The following is a 19,852-nucleotide window of genomic DNA, read 5'->3' as shown; positions in this document are numbered from 1 at the left end:
GATCACTCATAAGTCTGCGTCACCAACTTGGGCGGCGCGCTCGAGTAATCGGCGAAGTAGGTGATTAACCGATCCGAGGCCAGCGGCGTTCCTGCCACGCTGACCACGGATAACGCATAGGCTTGCGCGGCCCGCCCTGAACCTGCCCCAGCCTGCTCGGTGCAGTTGTAACGCCGGGGAGTGACCGCCTCGGCCTCGGCGGCATGCACACGCTGCAGCCCGACAGAGCATGTGGGCTCCACGATGGCGCCGGAGAAAACCAGCTGCCCGCCATCGGCATGTACGGCGCGCGTCATGAGCGTCAGAGCGACGGCACAAGCCGCCAGAGTCTTTCGATTCAAACCTCGCATATCGCCTCCCACGTCCACGCACAGATGGACGGCTTTGGGCTCTGCGGGTTTAGCTTTTGGGGGTTTTCTATCAGACGCTAGGGCGTGTCTACAAAATGTGTTTTGTCAGGCGAGAAAGCGAGGTTTTCATCACGCTTGCCTGCGATAACGGCTCAGCACGTTGATGCTTTGCAAGTGATCACGAACTTCGCTAAACAGATTGGGCGACTAAGCGCGACTTCCATCACGCCCCGTGTCGTTGCGCGTCAGTGTGCAGAAATTTTGAATTCGATCACGCTACGCACGTAGTGCGAGTGATATGCGAATGCGGCCCTCATCACGTTTGGACGCAGCCGTGTCTTTGCCATGCGGGACGGCGTGTGCTTGGCACGATCGCTGCCAGGGACAGGAGCGCTATGGCGAGCATCCGCCGTCCCCCAAACCCCGGTCACTCATAGGTCTGAGTCACCAATTTGGGCTGCGCGCTCAAGTAATGGGCGAAGTAGACGATTAAGTGATCTGAGGCCAGCGGCGTTTCGGTCAGCGCCGTCACCGACAGCGCGTAGGATTGCGCGGCCTGCCCCGGGCTGGCATCGGCCCGTTCGGTGCAGTTGTATCGCTGGGCGGTGTTAGCCGACGCCTCAGCTGCGCTGATGCGCTGCTGCCCCACTGAACATGTGGGCTCGGTGATGGCCCCGGAGAAAACGACGACACCGCCGTCCGCAAACGCGGAAGACGACGCCAACAGCGCCGCAACGACCACACAACCCGCCAGCGTCTTGCGAATCAAGCACCGCATACCGCCCTCCCGCGCCCCCATGACGGATGAGCGCTTTCAGGTACTGTCGGCAGCTGTTTGCCGGCCTTTAGCCGGAATCCCGGGCATGTGGCCGAGATGTGATTTGCATCACAAAGATAGGAGACGGCGGTCGCCCTTGTGCGTAGCTATACCCTTTAGCCGCCCCGCCAGATCAGTGACTTAGCACCGCCTTAATGTCTCCGCTTGGCCCGCGCCGGGATATCGAAAAGGCGCCGGGCAGCGGGCGGGCAGCGATGGGCCGGGACGAACATCCGGCCCGTCGGTTCAGCGAGACGAGATGTACTTCTCGCGGCGGATCTGCGGCACCGGCAGGCCGTATTCCTTCAGTGCGGCAAAGGCGGCATCGACCATGTTCGGGTTGCCGCACAGGTAGGCGATGTCACGCTCCGCACTAGGTGCCAGCTCGGCCAGCACGCCTTGAACGTGGCCGTTGCGGTCGTTCGGACGCGGCACGGCACGGGCCTCCCGGCTGAGGCAGCCGTGGAAGGTGAAGCCAGGGTTGGCTTGGGCGAACGCTTCGAATTCTTCGCCGTACAGCAGCTCGCCTTCGTTGCGGGCACCGTAGAGCAGCACCACTTCGCGATCGCCCTTGGCCAGCAGTGCCTGGAGCTGCGGCAGCATGGCGCGGTAAGGCGTGACGCCGGTGCCGGTGGCGATCAGCAGGTAGCGCGGGTGGGTATCGCCGGCCTGCAGGCAGAAACGGCCGTAAGGACCGCTGGCCTCGATGGTTTCGCCATGCTGCAGGTCGCCGAGTAGCTTGGTGGCCGCGCCGCCCTCCACATAGCTCACCGCGATTTCGATGCGCTGCACCGGCGAGCTGCCATCGCCCACCGTCCCCACCGAATAGCTGCGCTTGGTGGCGGTGCCGTCGTCGTAGTGGAAATGCACCTGCAGGAACTGCCCTGGCACGAAGGCCAGCGGCTGGCCGTCGGCCCGCTCGAACACGAGATGGCGCACTGCGGGCGCAAGCATGTAGCTGTCGACGAGACGGAGCGTGAAGTAGTCGGCCATGGGAATCCGGGGGAAACAGTGAGTGCGCCCGGCAGAACCGGCCGGCGGGAACGAGCCCGCTATAATAAGAGGCTAGCCCCCTCGGTGCAGCCCATGCCCACCCAGCCTTCCTCTACTGTCCCCGCCCTGGTCGTCGACAACCTGCGCAAAACCTACGGAAACGGCGTTGAAGCCCTCAAAGGCATCAGCCTGACCGTGCAGCCCGGCGACTTCTTTGCCCTGCTCGGCCCCAATGGCGCCGGCAAATCCACCCTGATCGGCATCTTGTCCTCGCTGGTGAACGCCAGCGGCGGCGACGCGCAGATCTTCGGCGTCTCGGTCCACAAGCAGCGCGGCAAGGCCATGCAGCTGATCGGCTTGGTGCCCCAGGAGATCAATTTCAATCAGTTCGAGAAGCCGTTCGACATCTGCGTGAACGAGGCAGGTTTCTACGGTATCCCCCGCAAGATCGCGATCGAGCGCGCGGAGAAGTACCTCAAGGAACTGCGCCTGTGGGACAAGGCCCAGGACCAGGCCCGCATGCTTTCCGGCGGCATGAAACGCCGCCTGATGATCGCCCGCGCCATGATGAACGAGCCGAAGCTGCTGATCCTCGACGAGCCTACCGCGGGCGTGGACATCGAAATCCGCCGTTCCATGTGGCAGTTCATCAGTGGCATCAATGCCGCCGGCACCACGGTCATCCTCACCACGCATTACCTGGAAGAGGCCGAGCAGCTGTGCCGCAACATCGCGATCATCGATCGCGGCACCATCATCGAAAACACCACGATGAAGCGGCTGCTCTCCACGCTGGACGTGGAAACCTTCGTGCTCGATGTCGGCAGCGTGCCGGGCGAATTGCCCAACCTGCCGGGCGTTTCCCTGCGCCGCATCGACGACCACACCCTGGAAGCGGAAATGTCCCGCGCCCACGATCTCAACTCGCTGTTCACGGCGCTGTCCGCGCATGGCATCACGGTCACTTCGATGCGCAACAAGACCAATCGTTTGGAAGAACTGTTCGTCCGCCTGGTCGAGAATGGTCGACAAGAGCAGGGCCGCAACAACCAAGGCCCCACCGGCAAGGCCGTGGAGAAAGTCGCATGAACGCTGCCGGCAACCTCGTCGCACTCCACACCATTGTTCGCCGCGAGATCATGCGCATCATGCGCATCTGGACGCAGACGCTGATTCCGCCTGCGATCACGATGACGCTGTACTTCGTGATCTTCGGCAAGCTCATCGGCGGCCGCATCGGCACCATCGAGGGCGGTTTCACCTATATGCAGTACATCGTGCCGGGCCTGGTGATGATGAGCATCATCACCAACAGCTACGGCAACATCTCCAGTTCGTTCTTCGGCGCCAAGTTCAGCCGCGCAGTGGAAGAAATGCTGGTGTCGCCGATGCCGAACTGGGTGATTCTGCTCGGCTATGTCGCTGGCGCCGTCGTACGCGGCGTCGGTGTCGGTGCACTGGTGCTGATCATCGCGCTGTTCTTCACCAACCTGCACGTCGTGCACCCGCTGATCACCTTCGCCTCGGTGCTGCTGGGGGCCACGATCTTTTCGCTGGCGGGTTTCGTCAATGCGGTGTACGCCAAGAAGTTCGACGACATCGCGCTGGTACCCACCTTCGTGCTCACGCCGCTGACCTACCTCGGTGGCGTGTTCTATTCGGTGAACATGCTGTCCGAGCCGTGGCAGAGCATCTCGCGGGTCAACCCCATCCTGTACATGGTCAATGCGTTCCGCTTCGGCGTGCTCGGCGTCAGCGACGTCCAGATCGGCCTCGCCTTCGCGGTGATGCTGCTGTTTGTAGTCGTGTTGTCCGCCGTCGCGCTGCAGCTGCTCAAGCGCGGCGTTGGGCTGCGCTCTTGATGCTTATTGCTCGTCATTCCGGCGAAAGCCGGAATCCAGTTGAATAACTCGTGCGAAGCACTCAAAACGATTTTGTGTGCTTCGCACGCATACCTCACTGGATTCCGGCTTTCGCCGGAATGACGATGTCTCCATACGTTTGAACGAGCCCTGTAGCAGATCATGCGCGTCAACAAATACATCAGCGAAGCCGGTATCTGCTCCCGCCGCGAGGCGGACGAGTTGCTGCTGGCCGGGCGCGTCACCATCAACGGCGAAGTCGTCACCACCGGCGCCAAAGCGCTGGAAGGCGATGAAGTGCGTGTGGATGGCGAGATCGTGCACGCGCGCGTCCTCGCCGCCAACCCGGCGGCCAAGAAGGGCGTCTACATCGCGTTGAACAAACCGGTCGGCATCACCTGCACCACCGACCAGACCGTCGACGGCAACATCGTCGACTTTGTCGATCATCAGCAACGCGTGTTTCCCATCGGCCGCCTGGACAAGGATTCGGAAGGCCTGATCCTGCTCACCAGCAACGGCGATATCGTCAACGAGATCCTGCGCGCCGAGAACAACCACGAGAAGGAATACCTGGTGGCGGTGAACAAACCCGTCACCGACGAATTCCTCGCCGGCATGGCCAAGGGCGTACGCATCCACGGTCAGATGACCAAGCCCTGCCGCACCCGCAAGATCGCCAAGTTCGGCTTCGCCATCGTGCTCACCCAGGGTCTCAACCGGCAGATCCGCCTGATGGCCGCCGCCTTCGGCTACCGCGTCACCCAGCTGCGCCGCGTACGCATCATCAACGTCAAGCTCGGCCATCTGAAGCCCGGGCAGTGGCGCAACCTGACCGAGGCGGAACTCAAAGGGCTGCTACCCGGACGCACGCAGTGGTAATGCGCGTTGTGGAATGTGGCACGGGACATGTTGTCACCACGAACACTCAACGGAGCGAGCCCTCCGAGATCTCACGCCTCCTGGGATGAGGTTGTGCGACAAAATAGCGCAGCCACTTCCTCGAAGGTCGGCCGCCCCACTATCACGCCATCGTTCAACAAGATGATCTGGTCCGCAGATCGAACTGTTTCCAACCGATGGGCACTGATGAACACAGTGCAGCTAGCCTTGACCCTCTCGATAGCCTCGCTGATCAAGACATCTGACCCTGAATCGACCGACGAGGTGGCTTCGTCAAGAAGAAGAATCGGAGCCTTTTTTACTAGCGCCCTGGCAATAGACAATCGCTGACGCTGACCGCCACTCAGCTGGATTCCACGCTCCCCAATCGGGGCATCATAGCCGCCCGGGATGCGTTCAATGAACTCGTGCGCATTGGCAGCACGAGCCGCAGCTTCGACCTCTTCATCGGTTGCCTCAAGCCTGCCATAGCGGATGTTTTCACGTACGGTTGACGCAAAAAGAAAAACGTCCTGAGGAACAACCGCAACTGCATCGCGTACCGATTGCAAATCATAGTCCCGAACATCGGTTCCATTGATTCTGATCGAACCGGATGATACGTCATACAACCTCGGTATGAGTTTCAGAAGGGTCGACTTTCCCGATCCACTAGCACCAACCAGGGCAATCATCTCGCCAGCCCGAGCTTCAATCGAGATATTCTTGAGGATCAAGGAGTCGTCGTACGCAAAAGTCACGTCATCAAAGACTATCAACGCAGCGGAGGTATTCAAGGGCACGGCGCGACGCCGATCGGCAACTTTAGGCGCGGATTCCAGAATCTCGAATACGCGCATTGACGCTCCGATCGATTGATTCACAGCCGAGTATTGTTGCGCCAGAGCTGATATGCCCTGCGTAACGTTCTGGGAATAGAGCAAAAATGAGACGAGAGCGCCAACACTAAGCCCCCCAGCAACGACCTCAGAGCCTCCAAGCCAGATAGTAGCAATCGTGGAGGACGAGCTGATGAAAGCAATTAAGGCGCTAAATACCGCGTCCACCTTTCTCGCTCCTAGAGCAGCGAACAGGAATCGCTCAGTAAGCGCCTTGTATCGACCAACCTCATATTGGTGGCGACCAAAAGATGCCACTACTTCCACCCCGGCCAGGGTTTCTTGCGCCAAAGATGAAGACTGGCCGAGCTCGTTCTGAATCCTTAAGGATAATTTGCGAAATACAGGCCCGAAGACATGGGACACCATCGAGGCGAGAGGGGCCATGGAGAGAACCAGAAGGCCAAGACGCCAGTTCATTATCAGCATGATAACCGAAGCCCCGATAAGCTGTAGACCAGACATAATGAATGTTATCATGATTCCTGAGATGATGTTCTTTATCGATAGAATGTCATTATTCAATCTCGACAGAAGATCACCGGTACGCTGCCGGTGATGAAAGTCGATCGACAATCCATGAATATGACAAAACAGGTTAACGCGGAGATCGCAGCTTATTCTGTCGCCGGTGGACTGAAGGATGTACTGTCCAAAGAAGCTCAAGACACCGCGAGCAACAAACAGAAGAAGGAGTGAGAGTGCGATGATCGAAACGTAACCATCGTCATGTCCATCACCGAGCTTATCGAATAGACGACCTATACCTAGTGGCAACATCAGCGTTGTGATCGAAACCAGCATGATCAGCGTCAGACAGATGACGAGCCTGCCAGCGTAGGGACGCCCCAATCCGTAGATCTTGAGCATCTGCTCCAACATCGATGGAGCCTTGGAGCTACTCTTCTCAAACATCTATGCCATCCTTGCCTCGTCCCACAAAGCGTCAGGAGCCCTGGACTTGCTCGAATGCTTTCGTCCGTGCATCTCGCGATTGATTTGAAGGTTTATCCATTTCGCAGCCGGCTGAAAGCCGCGAAACCCACATCGCAGACCGAACCTATCCAAACCTGATAGCCGCCACGGGCTCCACCGCCGCAGCTCGAATAGCTGGACCGAGCACGGCCACCTGGCCAAGAAGCCACAGAGAAAGACCGCCAATCAGCAGATAGGAGAGTGGCAGAGTCGGCGCGGCGTAGTAACGCGTATAGATGAGGCTCAAACCGATGGCGATAACTACACCAACCGCGATTCCTGCTGTGACAATAGAGAAGTTCTCCGCCTGGAACTGATGCCTTATGTCCCTGCGCGTTGCACCCAAAGCCCGTCGAATGCCAATGTGCCGACGCCTTTGTTCGACCCAGAAGCTTGCTAGCCCACCGATACCAAATGCCGCCACTAGCAGAAGTGCCATAACAACGCCTGCCAGTAGGGCAATCAAAGAAATATCTCGCTGAAAGTACGCCTTTCGAAGCGTCTCGATGGTCTGGCTTTGCGCTCTGTCAAAAACGATGTCGGGGACAATGGTTGCCACCACTTTTTCAACGTTGCTCAGCACTCGTTGCATGTCCCCTTCTGATGCTCGCAGGACGTACGAGCCCACCAATGCATCTCCGGGCTTCACAGGGGCGAAGATCGACCAATTGATGCTACTGTTTCCCCTGCTGCCCGGCCTCGCGATGGGCAGACGTTCCAGTATCCCAATGACTCTGAAGCGCCTTTTGTCGACCCAGAACTCCTTGCCCAACGGAGTAGATTGGGGCCAGAGGTAATCGGACAAGGATTTCGTAACAAGCACTAAACCGTCAGCCGGCAATGAACCAGCGAGGGGAAGATAATCATCCGTGGCAGGCAGTCTTCCTGAAATCACGCGCAACCCCAAAGCCTCGATGCTTCCCTCCCCCCCAATGTAGAAGTCTGCCTTCGCTGCGGCGCCTCCTTCGGGCTGCCTGGCGATCTCAACCGCTGCCTTCTGCATACCAAACGGCACGGTGTTGAGGACGCCAGCCTCTTGAACACCCGGAATTGAGCGAATACCCGCCAGCACGGCAGCGTTGATGGCGGCCCCTGAACCGGCCCCGCTACCACTCAGCTGAACTGCCGCCAAGGACGATTCATCAAGACCGCTTTGCGATCTGATTGTGGCGAGTCGACCCGCAACCAGATAGCACGCGTTGCAAAGAACACCGTATGCAATCGCTATTTCTAGGACCAGCAATAGGGTTGCCAGGCGATGGCGTCGCCAGGCGATGACCAAAGGTTGCAACAGCATATGACACGTCCCTTCTTCAAAGGGCCTTCAACTGAAGGCTTGGGGCGACACGGCATGCCCGGATCGCAGGCAGAACGCCGGCGAGAAGGGCACTGACCATCGAAAGGGCGATGATCGTCAACGACATGCCAAGATCGAGTCGAATCAGATCAGCATAAGGCGTCGGTTGCAGACGCATGAGATACAGGCCCAGCAGGGTAAGCATCATGCCCGCGATACCTCCCAGTACGCCAAGAAGACCAGCCTCGACCATATGTTGAAAGAACACATCGCCAGTCGTCGCACCCAGAGCACGCCGAGTACCGATCTCGTAGCCACGCCGTAGAAAGCTTGCCAGGAGTAGACCAGCTGCATTCAACAGACACATCCCGAGAAACGAGAACGCCACCCACGTTTGAAGACGGACGTCGGATGGCACTACTCCGTTGTAGTCCAGCCACTCCATGAGACTGCGTAAGCGAGTGCTCTTGCCGGCCACAAAGCGGCCCAATGCCACCTGCTGTTTCGCGTACCCATCCAAAAATTCGCGATAGCTCCTAACCTTGGCACTGTCACCCAACTCCACCCAAAGGCCCACCCAGACACAGGATGACTTCATCATGCTGACTGCTTCGTCGTGAGGCTGCCAACACATGAAGGGACTGAAAGCGGGAGCATTGATGTCGAGACCGGTACTGAAAGGAGCGAGAATATCCTCAGGTCTTCCATAGAAGTCGGCTGTGTTTCCGCGCAGAAACCCTCCACCCATTACTTCATAGAACAACGGCACCGGCCGCCATGGCTCAAGAACACCGACGATACGCAAGTCTGCATCCCTGGCCCGGATGATCCGCCCGACACTATTCGCCCCACCGAACAGGAGCTCATTGAGACTGGACGAAATCACTACGACCCGTGCCCGGCTTCGGTCTTCTTCTGGCGTCCATGCGCCGCCAAACTTGAATGAGACCTTGAACATAGGAAAGAAATCGGACGTTGTGGATAGCATAGAGAGCATCGCTGCAGGCACTTTGGTATCCGGAGCACGCACTTTGATCGGACTGCTAGCAATCAATGCCTGACGGTCCGCACGACCGGCTTCCCAAAGGTCCACGGCTGACCTGTAATCCATCACATCCGGAGGTTCCGTATGATCCGCCGCCACCGTCGGGAAGGGATCGAGTTGTGGGTAATAGAGATACGCACTTCGCGAAGGCAACGGATCGCCTGCGAGGGCGTGCATGATCGTCAACGTTGTCATGCTTGTCCCGATGCCCATGGCTATGCTCAAAACCATGAGCGTTGTCAGTATCTTGTTGCGAGCAAGCCCCTTAAGGGCCAACTCCAAGTAATAGCCAAACATGCCTGGTTTCCATCGAAGGTCAGGAACGTATCCCTTACGAGCCATCAGCGTGAACCAACGTGCTGAATGCCCCAAGGCCAGCAATGGTTCTTGGTGAATCACAACGCGCCCATCCCGGCACGAGTTCGTCGACCATGAAGGACGATCCGCAACGAGTCAGATAGCGATTCATTACCAACGCAATCCCTGCTCCACCCGTTCCAAAATCACAACTTATTCGATTAAGTGATTCACCTGGAAACGCGAGCCCGCCTGATCTTTCTATCTGAAAGAGAAGACTTCCGGCCAGAAGCTTCTTTGCACTCTCCATAGCCTTCTCCTCCCACTCCGGAAATCGTGCAAGGTCCATGTAGAACTCTACAATCCCGGCTAAGCCAAAAAAATAACCCGGGAAGATCGTGTACTTACGATCACAATCTATGTGGATATCGTTGATTCTTTCGCCATACAGACCGTCACCGGTGACCCGCCAATACCGCAATAGAACCCGTCCAATTCCTGAGCTCCCCCATCTCCAGTAAGGTGTATAGGAGGGCGTTCTATTACGAGCCACCCATGTAAGACCTCCGTCAGCATTCAAGCGTCCCTGCTCAAGGATCCAGGCTATGCCCTGCCTGCCAACCTTGAGGTACTCATCTTTGCCGGTTGCAAGATAGAGATACAGAAGAAACAGGCAAACACCTGCAGCTCCATGGCCAAAACTCGCCGAAACTCCATCCGGGGTCGACCAGTAACACTGCTCCGTCTCACCCCCCTCGCGACCCTTCTCGACAGTTCTACTGTCAATTAAGAACTGCCCCCCCTCGAATTGCATTTGCAAGATGGGCCGCATCTCCTGTCTTCCTATGGAAGTGAAGCTGCGTCATACCCCAACCCGACACTCCGTTGAATACATCTGCGGAGCGCCACAACAAATGATGATCATCAGTCGATTTGAGAATAGCTAGCGCATCCTCGACAAGCCCCATCTCCGACAACGACCAGGCCACTCCAGAAAGACCGCCGTACAGACCTGGCGAATAGGCATCAGCTCGAACCTGATGAGAAAGAATCCAATCCAAAACCTTATCTTCAGCCCTTCCACGAATTCGATGCATTACATAAGCGATCCCACACGCACCATGGGCGATGCTTAGAGGATTGGTCTCGAACACGCATGGGTCCGCAGGGTACAGACGATCTCTTCTCTGGAAGTCAGCGTTCGCATCTATGAACGAAAGAATCCTCGCTATCACATTACCTAGGTCAATGGAATCAACCTCAAGGGTTGTCATCGATGGTGTGCACGATGGATAGTCCACCGGCCATGTGGACCCCACTTCCTCTGGGCAAAGACGCACATCTGCATCACTACTCAGCAGACGACGAATGCTCTTCACGACACATTCTGGCACATCAAAATCTATGGAAAATGACGACAGATACTTTTCGTAACCGCGTGGATTTACCAAAAGCATGCCATTCACAGGAAACAATCCAGCCAACATCAACGCGCCAAGCGCATAGTAATCATCCTCCGGGGTCGCCATACCACGGGACTCAAAATCGGATGGGGAAAACCCAGGTGTGAATAGATGAGTTGGGATATCCACGCCGCTCTCATAAGCGCCTTCAAAGTCGATGAGGCGCAGATCCACTCGCCCATCGCCCCCATGATTGCTCACCATCACATTTTCTATGGACAGGTCGCTGAATATGATGTTTAGATTGTGCAACCTCTTAACAAGGCTCACCAACTCCACAGCGATATGTCTATACTTAGTATAGAATTCACGATTCTCCGCATTATTGGCACGCGTCCGCAAAGCGATACTAATCCTGGCGAAATATTCGCGAAGCGTAATCGCATTACCCAAATACTCCTCGACAAGATACGCATGCTCCCAGTCGAAGAAGAAATCAAGGGGCCTCGGGGCGATACCTTCTGACTCTATCATTTGCAGAATCCGCCACTCCTTTTTTAGCAACTGGATGGCGTCCAATCCTCGTACTGAAATATTTGTGTATGGGCGAGCCTCTTTGATAACGACCTTTCTTGATAAATGCCGGTCCTCTGCCAAATAGACATTGCCCGCATTGCTGTAGCTCAAGGCGGCCTCAATCTTATAACGGCCGTCTTTCAAACACCCTGCTTCCGCGATATCACCTGAAGAGCCCACCACTCCTTGAAATGGATCAACGACGTCGGCCGGTAGCGCAAAGTGGGGAGATCGTTCATCGTCCCGATACCCACCCTTACCATCACTTACAACATACACGGCTCTCCCATCTATATCTGTGCGCTTTGTTGGAAGGATGCCCCCATATCGATAGTGGACAATACGACTATCCCTATAGCGACGATCTGAGAGTATGTAAGGCCCCCAATATCCAATCATCGATGCGTACAGTTTCTCTAGAAGCTGCGCGCACTGATTTGTATCTTTTGGATATATCGTAATGAACTTGCCAGCTGTGCCACGATCCCATCGCTTGCCATTCATCATCATCAGAAGTGTGCGGTCAACCACGAATTTGAACGGCACATTCGATTCGAACATAACCCTCGCTGCCGTCATAAGAATGGCTGGTGCATGAGCCGGGGTAGCTGACAAGTGAATCTTCCAGCCATGATCGGGTAAAACCACTTCTTGCGGGGAGCAGTCCCACCATAGAGATCTTCGAGTCAGCTCCCAGCCCTCAGGAAGATTTCGCTCTAGCGCCTCCTTGAAATCCCTTTCTTGTGTGCGGTAGCTGGACAAGTTTTCGTAGAAATCCTGATCGGCGATCAGGTAAATTAACTTATCTTTGATGACGAGCTCTGACATTTCGTACACCTTATATTTCAGCCACCCAAAAAGACCTTGAGCGATCGTCGCCCTGCTTCACATGGATAGGAAAGATCCCACCATAGAAGGTGGGATCTTATGCTTTCCCTGGCAAGTCAAATCGCAATGAAATTTATAGCGGCACCGCATGAAGATGCGCTCGCGCTGGAACAGGCACCGCACCCCGCATAGCTACACGTGCTAGCCGGAGGAAGTGCTGTGGGGTCAACCGTGTCGGTGTTCTCGTAAGGACCGATTTGTTGCAGATCGAGTATACGGTTCATTGTGATGGCCTTCATTCGATTGTTTGAAATGAGTGGGGATGCGGCCCCGCCGCAACCCGCCCGACTGCCTCGATGGATAAGCTCATAGATTGAGCAGCAAGGCAAATTAACCATAACACCGGAATTCATACATTTTTCTTCTCAACCGAAATGATCAAGAGCCCCATATTGATGCTCCGAATTTTCCATCGTTATTTATCGCATAGCATTTGAGTAGTGACTTGAAACCCGCAACGGCCAGCTAATTATCTTGTAACCCACTAACTAACTTGTCTTTTTACAAACCGTCGACGTTCCCGCATATGGCTGATGAAGGACTATCCCCAGGTCCAGTCGGCGGCAGGCCATGACAGGCGAATCATCAGCCCACATAGACAGTAGGATTTCGCCTTCACTAATGGGTGTTGCAGGATGACTGCGCCTATGCCTGGTGGCCACTTAAGAGCACACCAGAAGACCTGCTGCTTTCCCACGTAGCGCATCCGAGGTTGCAAGCTCATAGATCAGCGGTGGAGTGCTTGCCGCAGCGGCGATTAGGCGCTGCACCAAGGCCGCCAGATCTAAGCGCCGATTGAATCGTTAGCAAAGTCCGGACAAGTAGCACTGCAGGTATTGGGGCGCAGCGCATGGTAGGTGCAATGCAACGCGTTATTGACGTTGCCCAGCTATCGTGCGGACTCACCAGGAGATGGGATGGCCATGGTTGGGCGCGTCGCCGCCCGCGGGAGTGGCGATTTGCGTGCAATCGGCGTCGGTGACGACCGGAAAGCACTTCAGTCCATCCGACACCACCGCCGTGCTCGGCACCCGATGGCCGTTCGCCCCCCCCCAGCACGGTCTTGCGAAATCGGGGCAACGTGCCCATTCGCATGGTCACCCAGTAACCCTCGAGGGCGCACTGCACGGCCGCCACAAACGGGGTTTCGTCCGAGCTGCCGCGCCCCGTGCCGCCGCCGCGGCGTTCGCCACCCCAATGCGCATCGTCGATTTGGACGAAGCCGCTGCACTCATGATCGCCATCGTGCTCACCCAGGGCCTCAACCGGCAGATCCGCCTGATGGCCGCCGCCTTCGGCTATCGCGTCACCCAGCTGCGCCGCGTACGCATCATCAACGTCAAGCTCGGCCATCTGAAGCCCGGGCAGTGGCGCAACCTGACCGAAGCGGAGTTGAAGGGGTTGTTGCCGAATCGGACGCAGTGGTAGCCGCCTACTCATAACCCGCTGCAAAACGCCCAACCTTCGTTCAACACGCTTGACATGGGCTGATGCCAGGCTTATACATTTAACTAATGTCTTAATTGCTTAATAGCTGATGGCCGCCGACCGCATCTTCGAAGCCCTTGCTTCCCGCCCTCGCCGCGAAATCCTGGCCTATCTGTCGGCACAGGAACTGACTGCCGGCGAGATCGCGAGCCGGTTCGCCATGAGCGCTCCTGCGATATCGCGTCATTTGTCGCTGCTCGAAACGGCCGGCCTAGTGAGCAGCGAGCGACGCGGGCAATACGTGGTGTATCGACTCAACAAAGACAACCTTGTGAACACCCTCACCGGTTTCGCCTTTGAGATCTGCCCCACCGCCGGCCCGCTGAAGCGCGAATCACGCAAGCTCGCCTCCCGCAAGCAGGGTGGCTGAGAGCAAAACGCTACGAACAACATTCCAATCCGGCGACCGAGTATCGGTAACGCGATGGCGCCAAAGCGGGGTATTCCATGTCGGGCAAGGCACGCGTAGTCGAGACATTCCCTTCCGCCCGCATCCCCTCTCCGTCAGGCGGCCTCCCTGTGGAGGTCTCGCTGATCGCGCAACTGGGTCCTGGCGCGGGCAATCAGCTATTCGCCAGCGCAACGACGCGCCAGCAAGCACACGCCGATTTCATCGATGCTCTCGACGAACCCTCCGCCAAACTGGCCGGCACGGATTTCGAAAGGGGCGACCCAACCTCGCTCTACACCTTCGCCGTCGGTGCCAAGGGGCATCCCTTCCATCGCCATGCGGGGCATCGTGTGTTCACTGCCATCTCCGGGAGCGGCGGCGCGCAGCTGCGCTTCTCCACCGCCACGCTGGAAGAACTGGACCACGATCCCGGGCATTTCTTTCATAGGCTCCGCCACATCAACATCCCGCCGGACTGCATGTTCACCGTGCGCTTCAGTGGTGAGACCTGGCATCAGTTCGCATCGCTCGACCCAGGCTCCCGCCACCCGGCGCTTTTCGCGCTGTCCTGCCATACCAACGAGCTTGGCGGAAACCTGCCCGATGCCTTGAAGCAACAGGTGTTGGCGAATGAGGCATCGATTCCTTCGCTCACCGAATTGCTCCCTCCGCCCGTTGTGGCATGGATGGAACGAGAGCTCACGGCGCTTCGCAAAGTACCGACCATGACCCTTGCACTGAATGCCCCACCGGGCTCGCTGCAGAGCGCACTCTGTCGCACGCTGCGCAGCTGGGTTGGACGGGTGCGTGGCGCCTTGAGTCGTTGGCGGCACGCCGACGGCTTCTTTGCCGAAACGGAGGCGCGGCTCCCGGTGGCGCAGCTCGAGGCACTTCCCGAAGACACGCTGCTCCGCACCCAGCTCAACGAAACCTATCAACACGAAGACATGTTCAGCATCCGGCTGAGCGATAAAGTGCTCGCCTCGACGAGTGCTTCGCGGGTGCTCAGCGCATTGCTTGATGGCTTTCTGGAAAACCCGCCGACCAGCGTTTCGAAAATGATGGCGCTGCGTAATGCCCTGGTCAGGCCGCTTGGCCTGCGTACGTCACCCCTCGGATGCCCGGTATCGTCCCTGCTGGCGACACGCACCGATCAGTTGTTCGATCGGCGTTTCCCCGTGATCCGGCAATCCGTCGACGCCGCAGACCGCCACGCGCAGGTCATTCTCGGCGCCGATGACAAACATCTCCGTTTTCGCTCCTGCGTCGGCGTCCGTCTCGTCGAGGGCGGCGGAGTGGAGCTGACACTGGGTACACGCGTGCACTGCAAGAACCTGTTCGGTCACGCGTATATCGCCTTGATCGAACGGGTGCACCGGCGCCACGTCAGTCCAACAATGTTGCGTATGGCCGCGGAACACGCCTTTCTCCGGCAATCTGCCCCGAAAAAGATGGATCTCCGGGTGCTGGCCACCTGACGCGCCAAGACTTCCCGGCAGGTAGGTGCGATCATGTCGCATGACCGCCTTCACCACCCTCCCCCTCAAGCCCTCCCTGCTCGCCAGCCTTGAAACCCTTGGCTATGCGGAGATGACGCCTGTGCAGGCGCAGAGCCTGCCGCCGATGCTGGAGGGGCGGGACGTGATTGCGCAGGCACAGACCGGCAGTGGCAAGACGGCGGCGTTCGGGTTGAGCCTGCTGCAGACGCTGGATGTCGATTCGATCCGGCTGCAGGCGCTGGTGCTTTGCCCCACGCGCGAGCTGGCCGATCAGGTGAGCAAGGCCATCCGCAAGCTGGCGGCCAATATTCCGAACGTGAAGCTGTTGACGCTGTGCGGCGGCATGCCGCTGGGGCCGCAGCTGGCCTCGCTGACGCACGATCCGCATATCGTGGTCGGCACGCCGGGTCGCGTGCAGGAGCATCTGAAGCGCGAAAGCCTGCATGGTGGCGGCATCAAGGTGCTGGTGCTGGACGAAGCGGACCGCATGCTCGACATGGGTTTCTCCGAGGCCATCGACGACATCGTCGGACGCATTGCCAAACATCACCAGACCCTGCTGTTCTCCGCCACCTATCCGCAGGAGATCCGCGCGATCAGCCAGCGCATGCAGCGTGAGCCGGTGGAAGTGACGGTGGAAACGCCGCACGACGAGGTGACTATCGAGCAGCGCTTCCACGAAGTGGACCCCGCGCAGAAAATCGACGCGCTCGCGCAATTGCTGGTGAAGGAACATGCCGACCACGCGCTGGTGTTCTGCAATATGCGTCGCGACGTGGACGCCGTAGCAGAAGAGCTGGACCGCCGCGGCTTCTCTGCGCTGGCCCTGCACGGCGACATGGAACAGCGCGACCGCGACGAAGTATTAGTGCGTTTCGCCAACCGCAGCTGCTCCATCCTGGTCGCCACGGACGTTGCCGCGCGCGGCCTCGACATCACCGCACTGCCGCAGGTGATCAGCTACGACATCGCGCATGACCCAGACACGCACACGCACCGCATCGGCCGCACCGGCCGCGCCGGCCATCCCGGACTGGCGATCACGCTGTGCACGACACGCGAGCGCCCCAAGGCGAACAACATCGAAGCGTTGAGCGGAAAGCCGCTGCCCTGGCATCCGCTCAAGATCAGTCCGCCGCGCGGCAAGACGCTGCACCTGGCACCGATGAAAACCCTGGTGATCGATGCAGGCCGGCAGGACAAGTTGCGCCCCGGCGACATCCTCGGCGCGCTCACGGGCGATGCGGGATTGAAGGCCGACACTATCGGCAAGATCGACGTGTACGCCACGCGCGCCTATGTGGCGATCAAGCGCGACCTGGCGAACAAGGCGCTGGAGCGGCTGCGCGCCGGCAAGATCAAGGGCCGCAACTTTCGCGTACGCGCCCTGTAGCAACACACCAGGGGCTGGCGCTCTCCCAGCCCGCCTGCTAAAACGCCTTCCAGCCGCCGCGCCATTGGGGAAGCGGCGGCCCGCGTCCGCACCGGACGTGTATCAACGGACGATATTCAGGAACTCAACATGACAAGCAAGTTGTTACCAGCACTCGGCCTGCTGGCTGCCTTCGCGTGGCACACACCCGCACTCGCCCTTGCCGCCGACGAAGCGCCGGCTGCCGACGAAGCGCCCGCCGCCGCCGCGTCAAAGACGGAAGCCTTTCTAAGCTCGCTGCACCCAGCCACCGGCAATGTCGCGATTCCCGGCGCAAAGGCCACGCTCAAGCTGGAATCCGGCTACAGCTTCCTGCCCGCCAAGGAAGCCCAGCGCGTGCTTTCCGAGCTGTGGGACAACCCGCCCGACAGCGAAGTCCTCGGCATGATCCTGCCCAGCACCGACATGCACACGTTGCTGGAGGAAAAGACCTGGGCCGTGGTGGTGACCTTCGTCGACGAAGGCTATGTGTCCGATGCCGACGCCGCCAAGATCAACTACGACGACATGCTCAAGGACATGAAGGAGGCCACCACCGACGACAACAAGGAGCGCCTCAAGCAAGGCTATCCGGCGATCGAACTGGTGGGCTGGGCCGAGCCGCCGCATTACGACGCGACGAGTCACAAGCTGTACTGGGCGCGCAACCTCAAGTTCAAGAAGGCCGATGGGTCGACCGACGGCGAATCGCTGAACTACGCCATCCGCGTGCTCGGCCGCCACGGCTATCTCTCGCTCAACGCGGTGGCACCGATCGGTCAGCTGGCGCAGGTACGTGCCGACATGCCGCAGGTGGTGGAAATGGCCGAGTTCGACACCGGCCAGCGCTATACCGACTACAACTCCAGCACCGACAAACTGGCGGCGTACGGCATCGGTGCGCTGGTGGCCGGCGGTATCGCCGCCAAAGCCGGCCTGTTCGCCAAGCTCGGCGCCCTGCTGTTCGCGCTGAAGAAGTTCGTGATTCTCGGCGTTGCCGCGATCGGTGCCGCCATCTCCAAGCTGTTCGGTCGCAAGAAGGCGGAATAACGTTGTAAAGCATGGCCGCCGCGCAAGCGGCCATGCCCTGACCTGGGAGCGCAAGGACGTGAACCATCCGGGTATGCACGACGACTCCGCTTCAGACACAGCGTCTGCCCGGGATGCCGGCCAGGCCACCCCCCTGCCGGCGCCCATGATCCCCACGCCGCTGGCGGCACCGTATCGTCCCAGGGTCCGCAAGCCCCACTACATCCTCGCCCATTGGCGTGGCGATCTGCCCCTGGCGCAGGCGTACTGGCTCAACGGCGTACTGCTGGGCTTTGTACTGACCCTTGTCGAACGCGTGTTGATCGCGTGGCTGCAGTCGGCGCGTCCTACGCTTACCTCAGTGCTGGTGATCTCACTGGCGTGGGGCGTGTCCAGGCTGGCCGTGTCCATCTGGCAGGTTGTCGGCATCCTGCGTTCGGCCGCTCTCAGTGGAAGCCGCTGGGCGATTCCCGTGAATATCCTGATGGTGCTGGCGATCTTCGGCCTCATCAGCAACACCATCGGCTCCGTCAAAGCGGTACGTTCGCTGGCTCATGCTGCCGCCGAGCAGCGAGGCATGAGCGATTTCAGCATCAGCGTCGCACCCGGCGGGACCGCCATCGTTGCGCGCGGCTCCATCGGCGTCGGCTACGCGCAGGAGGTGAAGGATGCGTTCGCACAACATCCGCTGATCCACCGCCTGGTTCTCGACAGCCGCGGCGGCGACGTGGATAACGGCATGCAATTGCACGACTTCCTTGTCACTCGCCCGGACATCACCGTAGAGGTCGACAAGCTGTGCGCCAGTTCATGCACACTGGCCTTTCTCGGCGGCGCGAAGCGCCTGGTGGCGCCGACGTCGACGCTGGGCTTCCACCAGCTGCGTTCAATGCTCGATACGCAATTCTCTAACGACTACCTTGCCGAGCAACAAGAGAACTACAAAAAGCTGATGATCCAGCGCGGTGCCTCGCCGGATTTCATCCGTCTTGCCCTCGCCAAGCAGGGCACGGACGTCTACACGCCCGATAGCGACGAACTATTCGCCAACGGCATTATTACTGGCATCCAACTGCGTGACCGCGAGGTATCTGCCGCTGACTGGCGCGGCGAACAGTTTCTCTGGGCTTACCGCGAGAGCCCAGTCATGCGCGGCATGGCCGATGTACTGGAGCAGATTCGCCGACAGCAGCCCGCCGTGTTCGATGCATGGACACAAATGAACATCGAGGTGAAGCGAAGAGCTACGCGCAAGGAGCGCATCGATGGCTATACCAACTCGCTGTGGAAGACGCTGCACACGGCGCGTAACCGGGCACTACGCACAGCGCCCAACGACAACGTGCGCCACTTCGCCGAGGCACAGCGCGATCTGCTGACGCTGATCCGCGAGCACCTTTCGGACAAGGCTTGCGGTGAATACCTCGCCGGCATGGGCGTGAAGCTGGGCGACCAGGGCGACGCTTTCTACCAGCGCACCAGCTCGGCATACATCGGCCTGCTTTCCATACCGCACCCTAAAGAGCTCAACCAGGACGACTGGCTGCGTGGTGCCCGCGAACTGGCGCAGATGCGCAAGGCGCCCCCCCTCACCCCGCCACCACCGTTAGTGGCTGGCGCCAAAACCAGGGAACCGTTCCCACTGTTCTGTCGACGTCAGCTTGCGCTGCTCGACCGCCTGCTGGTGTCCCCGTCATCAGGTAACGACATGGCGCTGCGCACGCTGCTGCTTGAGATCGACTAACAACGA

Annotated in this window: 16 protein-coding genes and 1 pseudogene; 9 read left to right on the top strand and 8 right to left on the bottom strand. The window is 58.8% G+C overall.

Annotation, left to right across the window (positions count from 1 at the left end; translation table 11 throughout):
• Positions 1-2: 2 nt before the first annotated feature.
• The 3 genes from OUZ45_RS11910 to OUZ45_RS11900 form a co-directional block, all read right to left on the bottom strand.
• Positions 3-296 (bottom strand): hypothetical protein, encoded by a 294-nt coding sequence (locus tag OUZ45_RS11910; RefSeq protein WP_266170320.1) that lies wholly within the window; start codon positions 294-296, stop codon positions 3-5.
• Positions 297-777: 481 nt separating this feature from the next.
• A complete protein-coding gene (locus tag OUZ45_RS11905; protein WP_266170319.1) occupies positions 778-1,128 on the bottom strand; it encodes a hypothetical protein in 351 nt (116 codons plus the stop codon).
• A 285-nt stretch (positions 1,129-1,413) separates the two neighbouring features.
• On the bottom strand, positions 1,414-2,160 hold the full coding sequence (locus OUZ45_RS11900; protein WP_266170318.1) for a ferredoxin--NADP reductase: 747 nt from the start codon (positions 2,158-2,160) through the stop codon (positions 1,414-1,416).
• Between the two features lie 93 nt (positions 2,161-2,253).
• Here OUZ45_RS11900 and OUZ45_RS11895 point away from each other — a divergent pair, with 93 nt between their 5' ends.
• The 3 genes from OUZ45_RS11895 (at position 2,254) to OUZ45_RS11885 (ending at position 4,904) form a co-directional block, all read left to right on the top strand.
• On the top strand, positions 2,254-3,249 hold the full coding sequence (locus tag OUZ45_RS11895; RefSeq protein WP_266170317.1) for an ABC transporter ATP-binding protein: 996 nt from the start codon (positions 2,254-2,256) through the stop codon (positions 3,247-3,249).
• Entirely contained in the window at positions 3,246-4,022 is a 777-nt protein-coding gene (locus OUZ45_RS11890; protein WP_266170316.1) for an ABC transporter permease, read from the top strand. Before OUZ45_RS11895 ends, OUZ45_RS11890 begins: the two co-directional genes overlap by 4 nt.
• Before the next feature lie 162 nt (positions 4,023-4,184).
• Positions 4,185-4,904, top strand: a complete 720-nt coding sequence (locus OUZ45_RS11885; protein ID WP_266170315.1) for a pseudouridine synthase — start codon at positions 4,185-4,187, stop codon at positions 4,902-4,904.
• Positions 4,905-4,975: 71 nt separating this feature from the next.
• On the opposite strand, the gene OUZ45_RS11880 is transcribed toward OUZ45_RS11885, so the two are convergent.
• The 5 genes from OUZ45_RS11880 to OUZ45_RS11860 all read right to left on the bottom strand — a co-directional run bounded on the left by OUZ45_RS11880 (position 4,976) and on the right by OUZ45_RS11860 (position 12,224).
• Positions 4,976-6,718, bottom strand: coding sequence for an ABC transporter ATP-binding protein (locus OUZ45_RS11880; protein ID WP_266170314.1), 1,743 nt, complete (start codon positions 6,716-6,718; stop codon positions 4,976-4,978).
• A 145-nt stretch (positions 6,719-6,863) separates the two neighbouring features.
• Entirely contained in the window at positions 6,864-8,075 is a 1,212-nt protein-coding gene (locus OUZ45_RS11875) for an ABC transporter permease (protein WP_266170313.1), read from the bottom strand.
• Positions 8,076-8,091: 16 nt separating this feature from the next.
• A complete protein-coding gene (locus OUZ45_RS11870) occupies positions 8,092-9,417 on the bottom strand; it encodes an ABC transporter permease (protein ID WP_266170312.1) in 1,326 nt (441 codons plus the stop codon).
• 34 nt (positions 9,418-9,451) lie between these two features.
• Positions 9,452-10,231 carry a lanthionine synthetase C family protein gene (locus OUZ45_RS11865; protein ID WP_266170420.1) on the bottom strand — a complete coding sequence of 260 codons (780 nt, stop codon included), beginning with the start codon at positions 10,229-10,231 and terminating at the stop codon, positions 9,452-9,454.
• Entirely contained in the window at positions 10,200-12,224 is a 2,025-nt protein-coding gene (locus tag OUZ45_RS11860; protein WP_266170310.1) for a class III lanthionine synthetase LanKC N-terminal domain-containing protein, read from the bottom strand. Before OUZ45_RS11860 ends, OUZ45_RS11865 begins: the two co-directional genes overlap by 32 nt.
• 1,302 nt (positions 12,225-13,526) lie before the next feature.
• Between OUZ45_RS11860 and OUZ45_RS11855 the strand changes: the two are divergent.
• The 6 genes and pseudogenes from OUZ45_RS11855 to OUZ45_RS11830 form a co-directional block, all read left to right on the top strand.
• A pseudogene (locus tag OUZ45_RS11855) lies at positions 13,527-13,712 on the top strand (23S rRNA pseudouridine synthase F); the annotation flags it as partial.
• Between the two features lie 109 nt (positions 13,713-13,821).
• Complete coding sequence (locus OUZ45_RS11850; RefSeq protein ID WP_266170308.1) at positions 13,822-14,142, top strand: metalloregulator ArsR/SmtB family transcription factor; 321 nt, start codon at positions 13,822-13,824, stop codon at positions 14,140-14,142.
• A 77-nt stretch (positions 14,143-14,219) separates the two neighbouring features.
• Entirely contained in the window at positions 14,220-15,641 is a 1,422-nt protein-coding gene (locus tag OUZ45_RS11845; protein WP_266170307.1) for a DUF2867 domain-containing protein, read from the top strand.
• A 40-nt stretch (positions 15,642-15,681) separates the two neighbouring features.
• A complete protein-coding gene (gene dbpA / locus OUZ45_RS11840; protein ID WP_266170306.1) occupies positions 15,682-17,055 on the top strand; it encodes an ATP-dependent RNA helicase DbpA in 1,374 nt (457 codons plus the stop codon).
• Between the two features lie 129 nt (positions 17,056-17,184).
• On the top strand, positions 17,185-18,123 hold the full coding sequence (locus OUZ45_RS11835) for a DUF2167 domain-containing protein (protein WP_266170304.1): 939 nt from the start codon (positions 17,185-17,187) through the stop codon (positions 18,121-18,123).
• 58 nt (positions 18,124-18,181) lie between these two features.
• The gene (locus tag OUZ45_RS11830) at positions 18,182-19,846 is read left to right on the top strand and encodes a hypothetical protein (protein ID WP_266170303.1); all 1,665 of its coding nucleotides are present in this window, start codon (positions 18,182-18,184) and stop codon (positions 19,844-19,846) included.
• Positions 19,847-19,852 lie beyond the last annotated feature (6 nt).

Source organism: Dyella subtropica (genome assembly GCF_026283965.1).
GTDB lineage: Bacteria > Pseudomonadota > Gammaproteobacteria > Xanthomonadales > Rhodanobacteraceae > Dyella_D > Dyella_D subtropica.
Note: the sequence above shows the minus strand (reverse complement) of the source record. Positions and strands in the feature narration are given on the sequence as shown.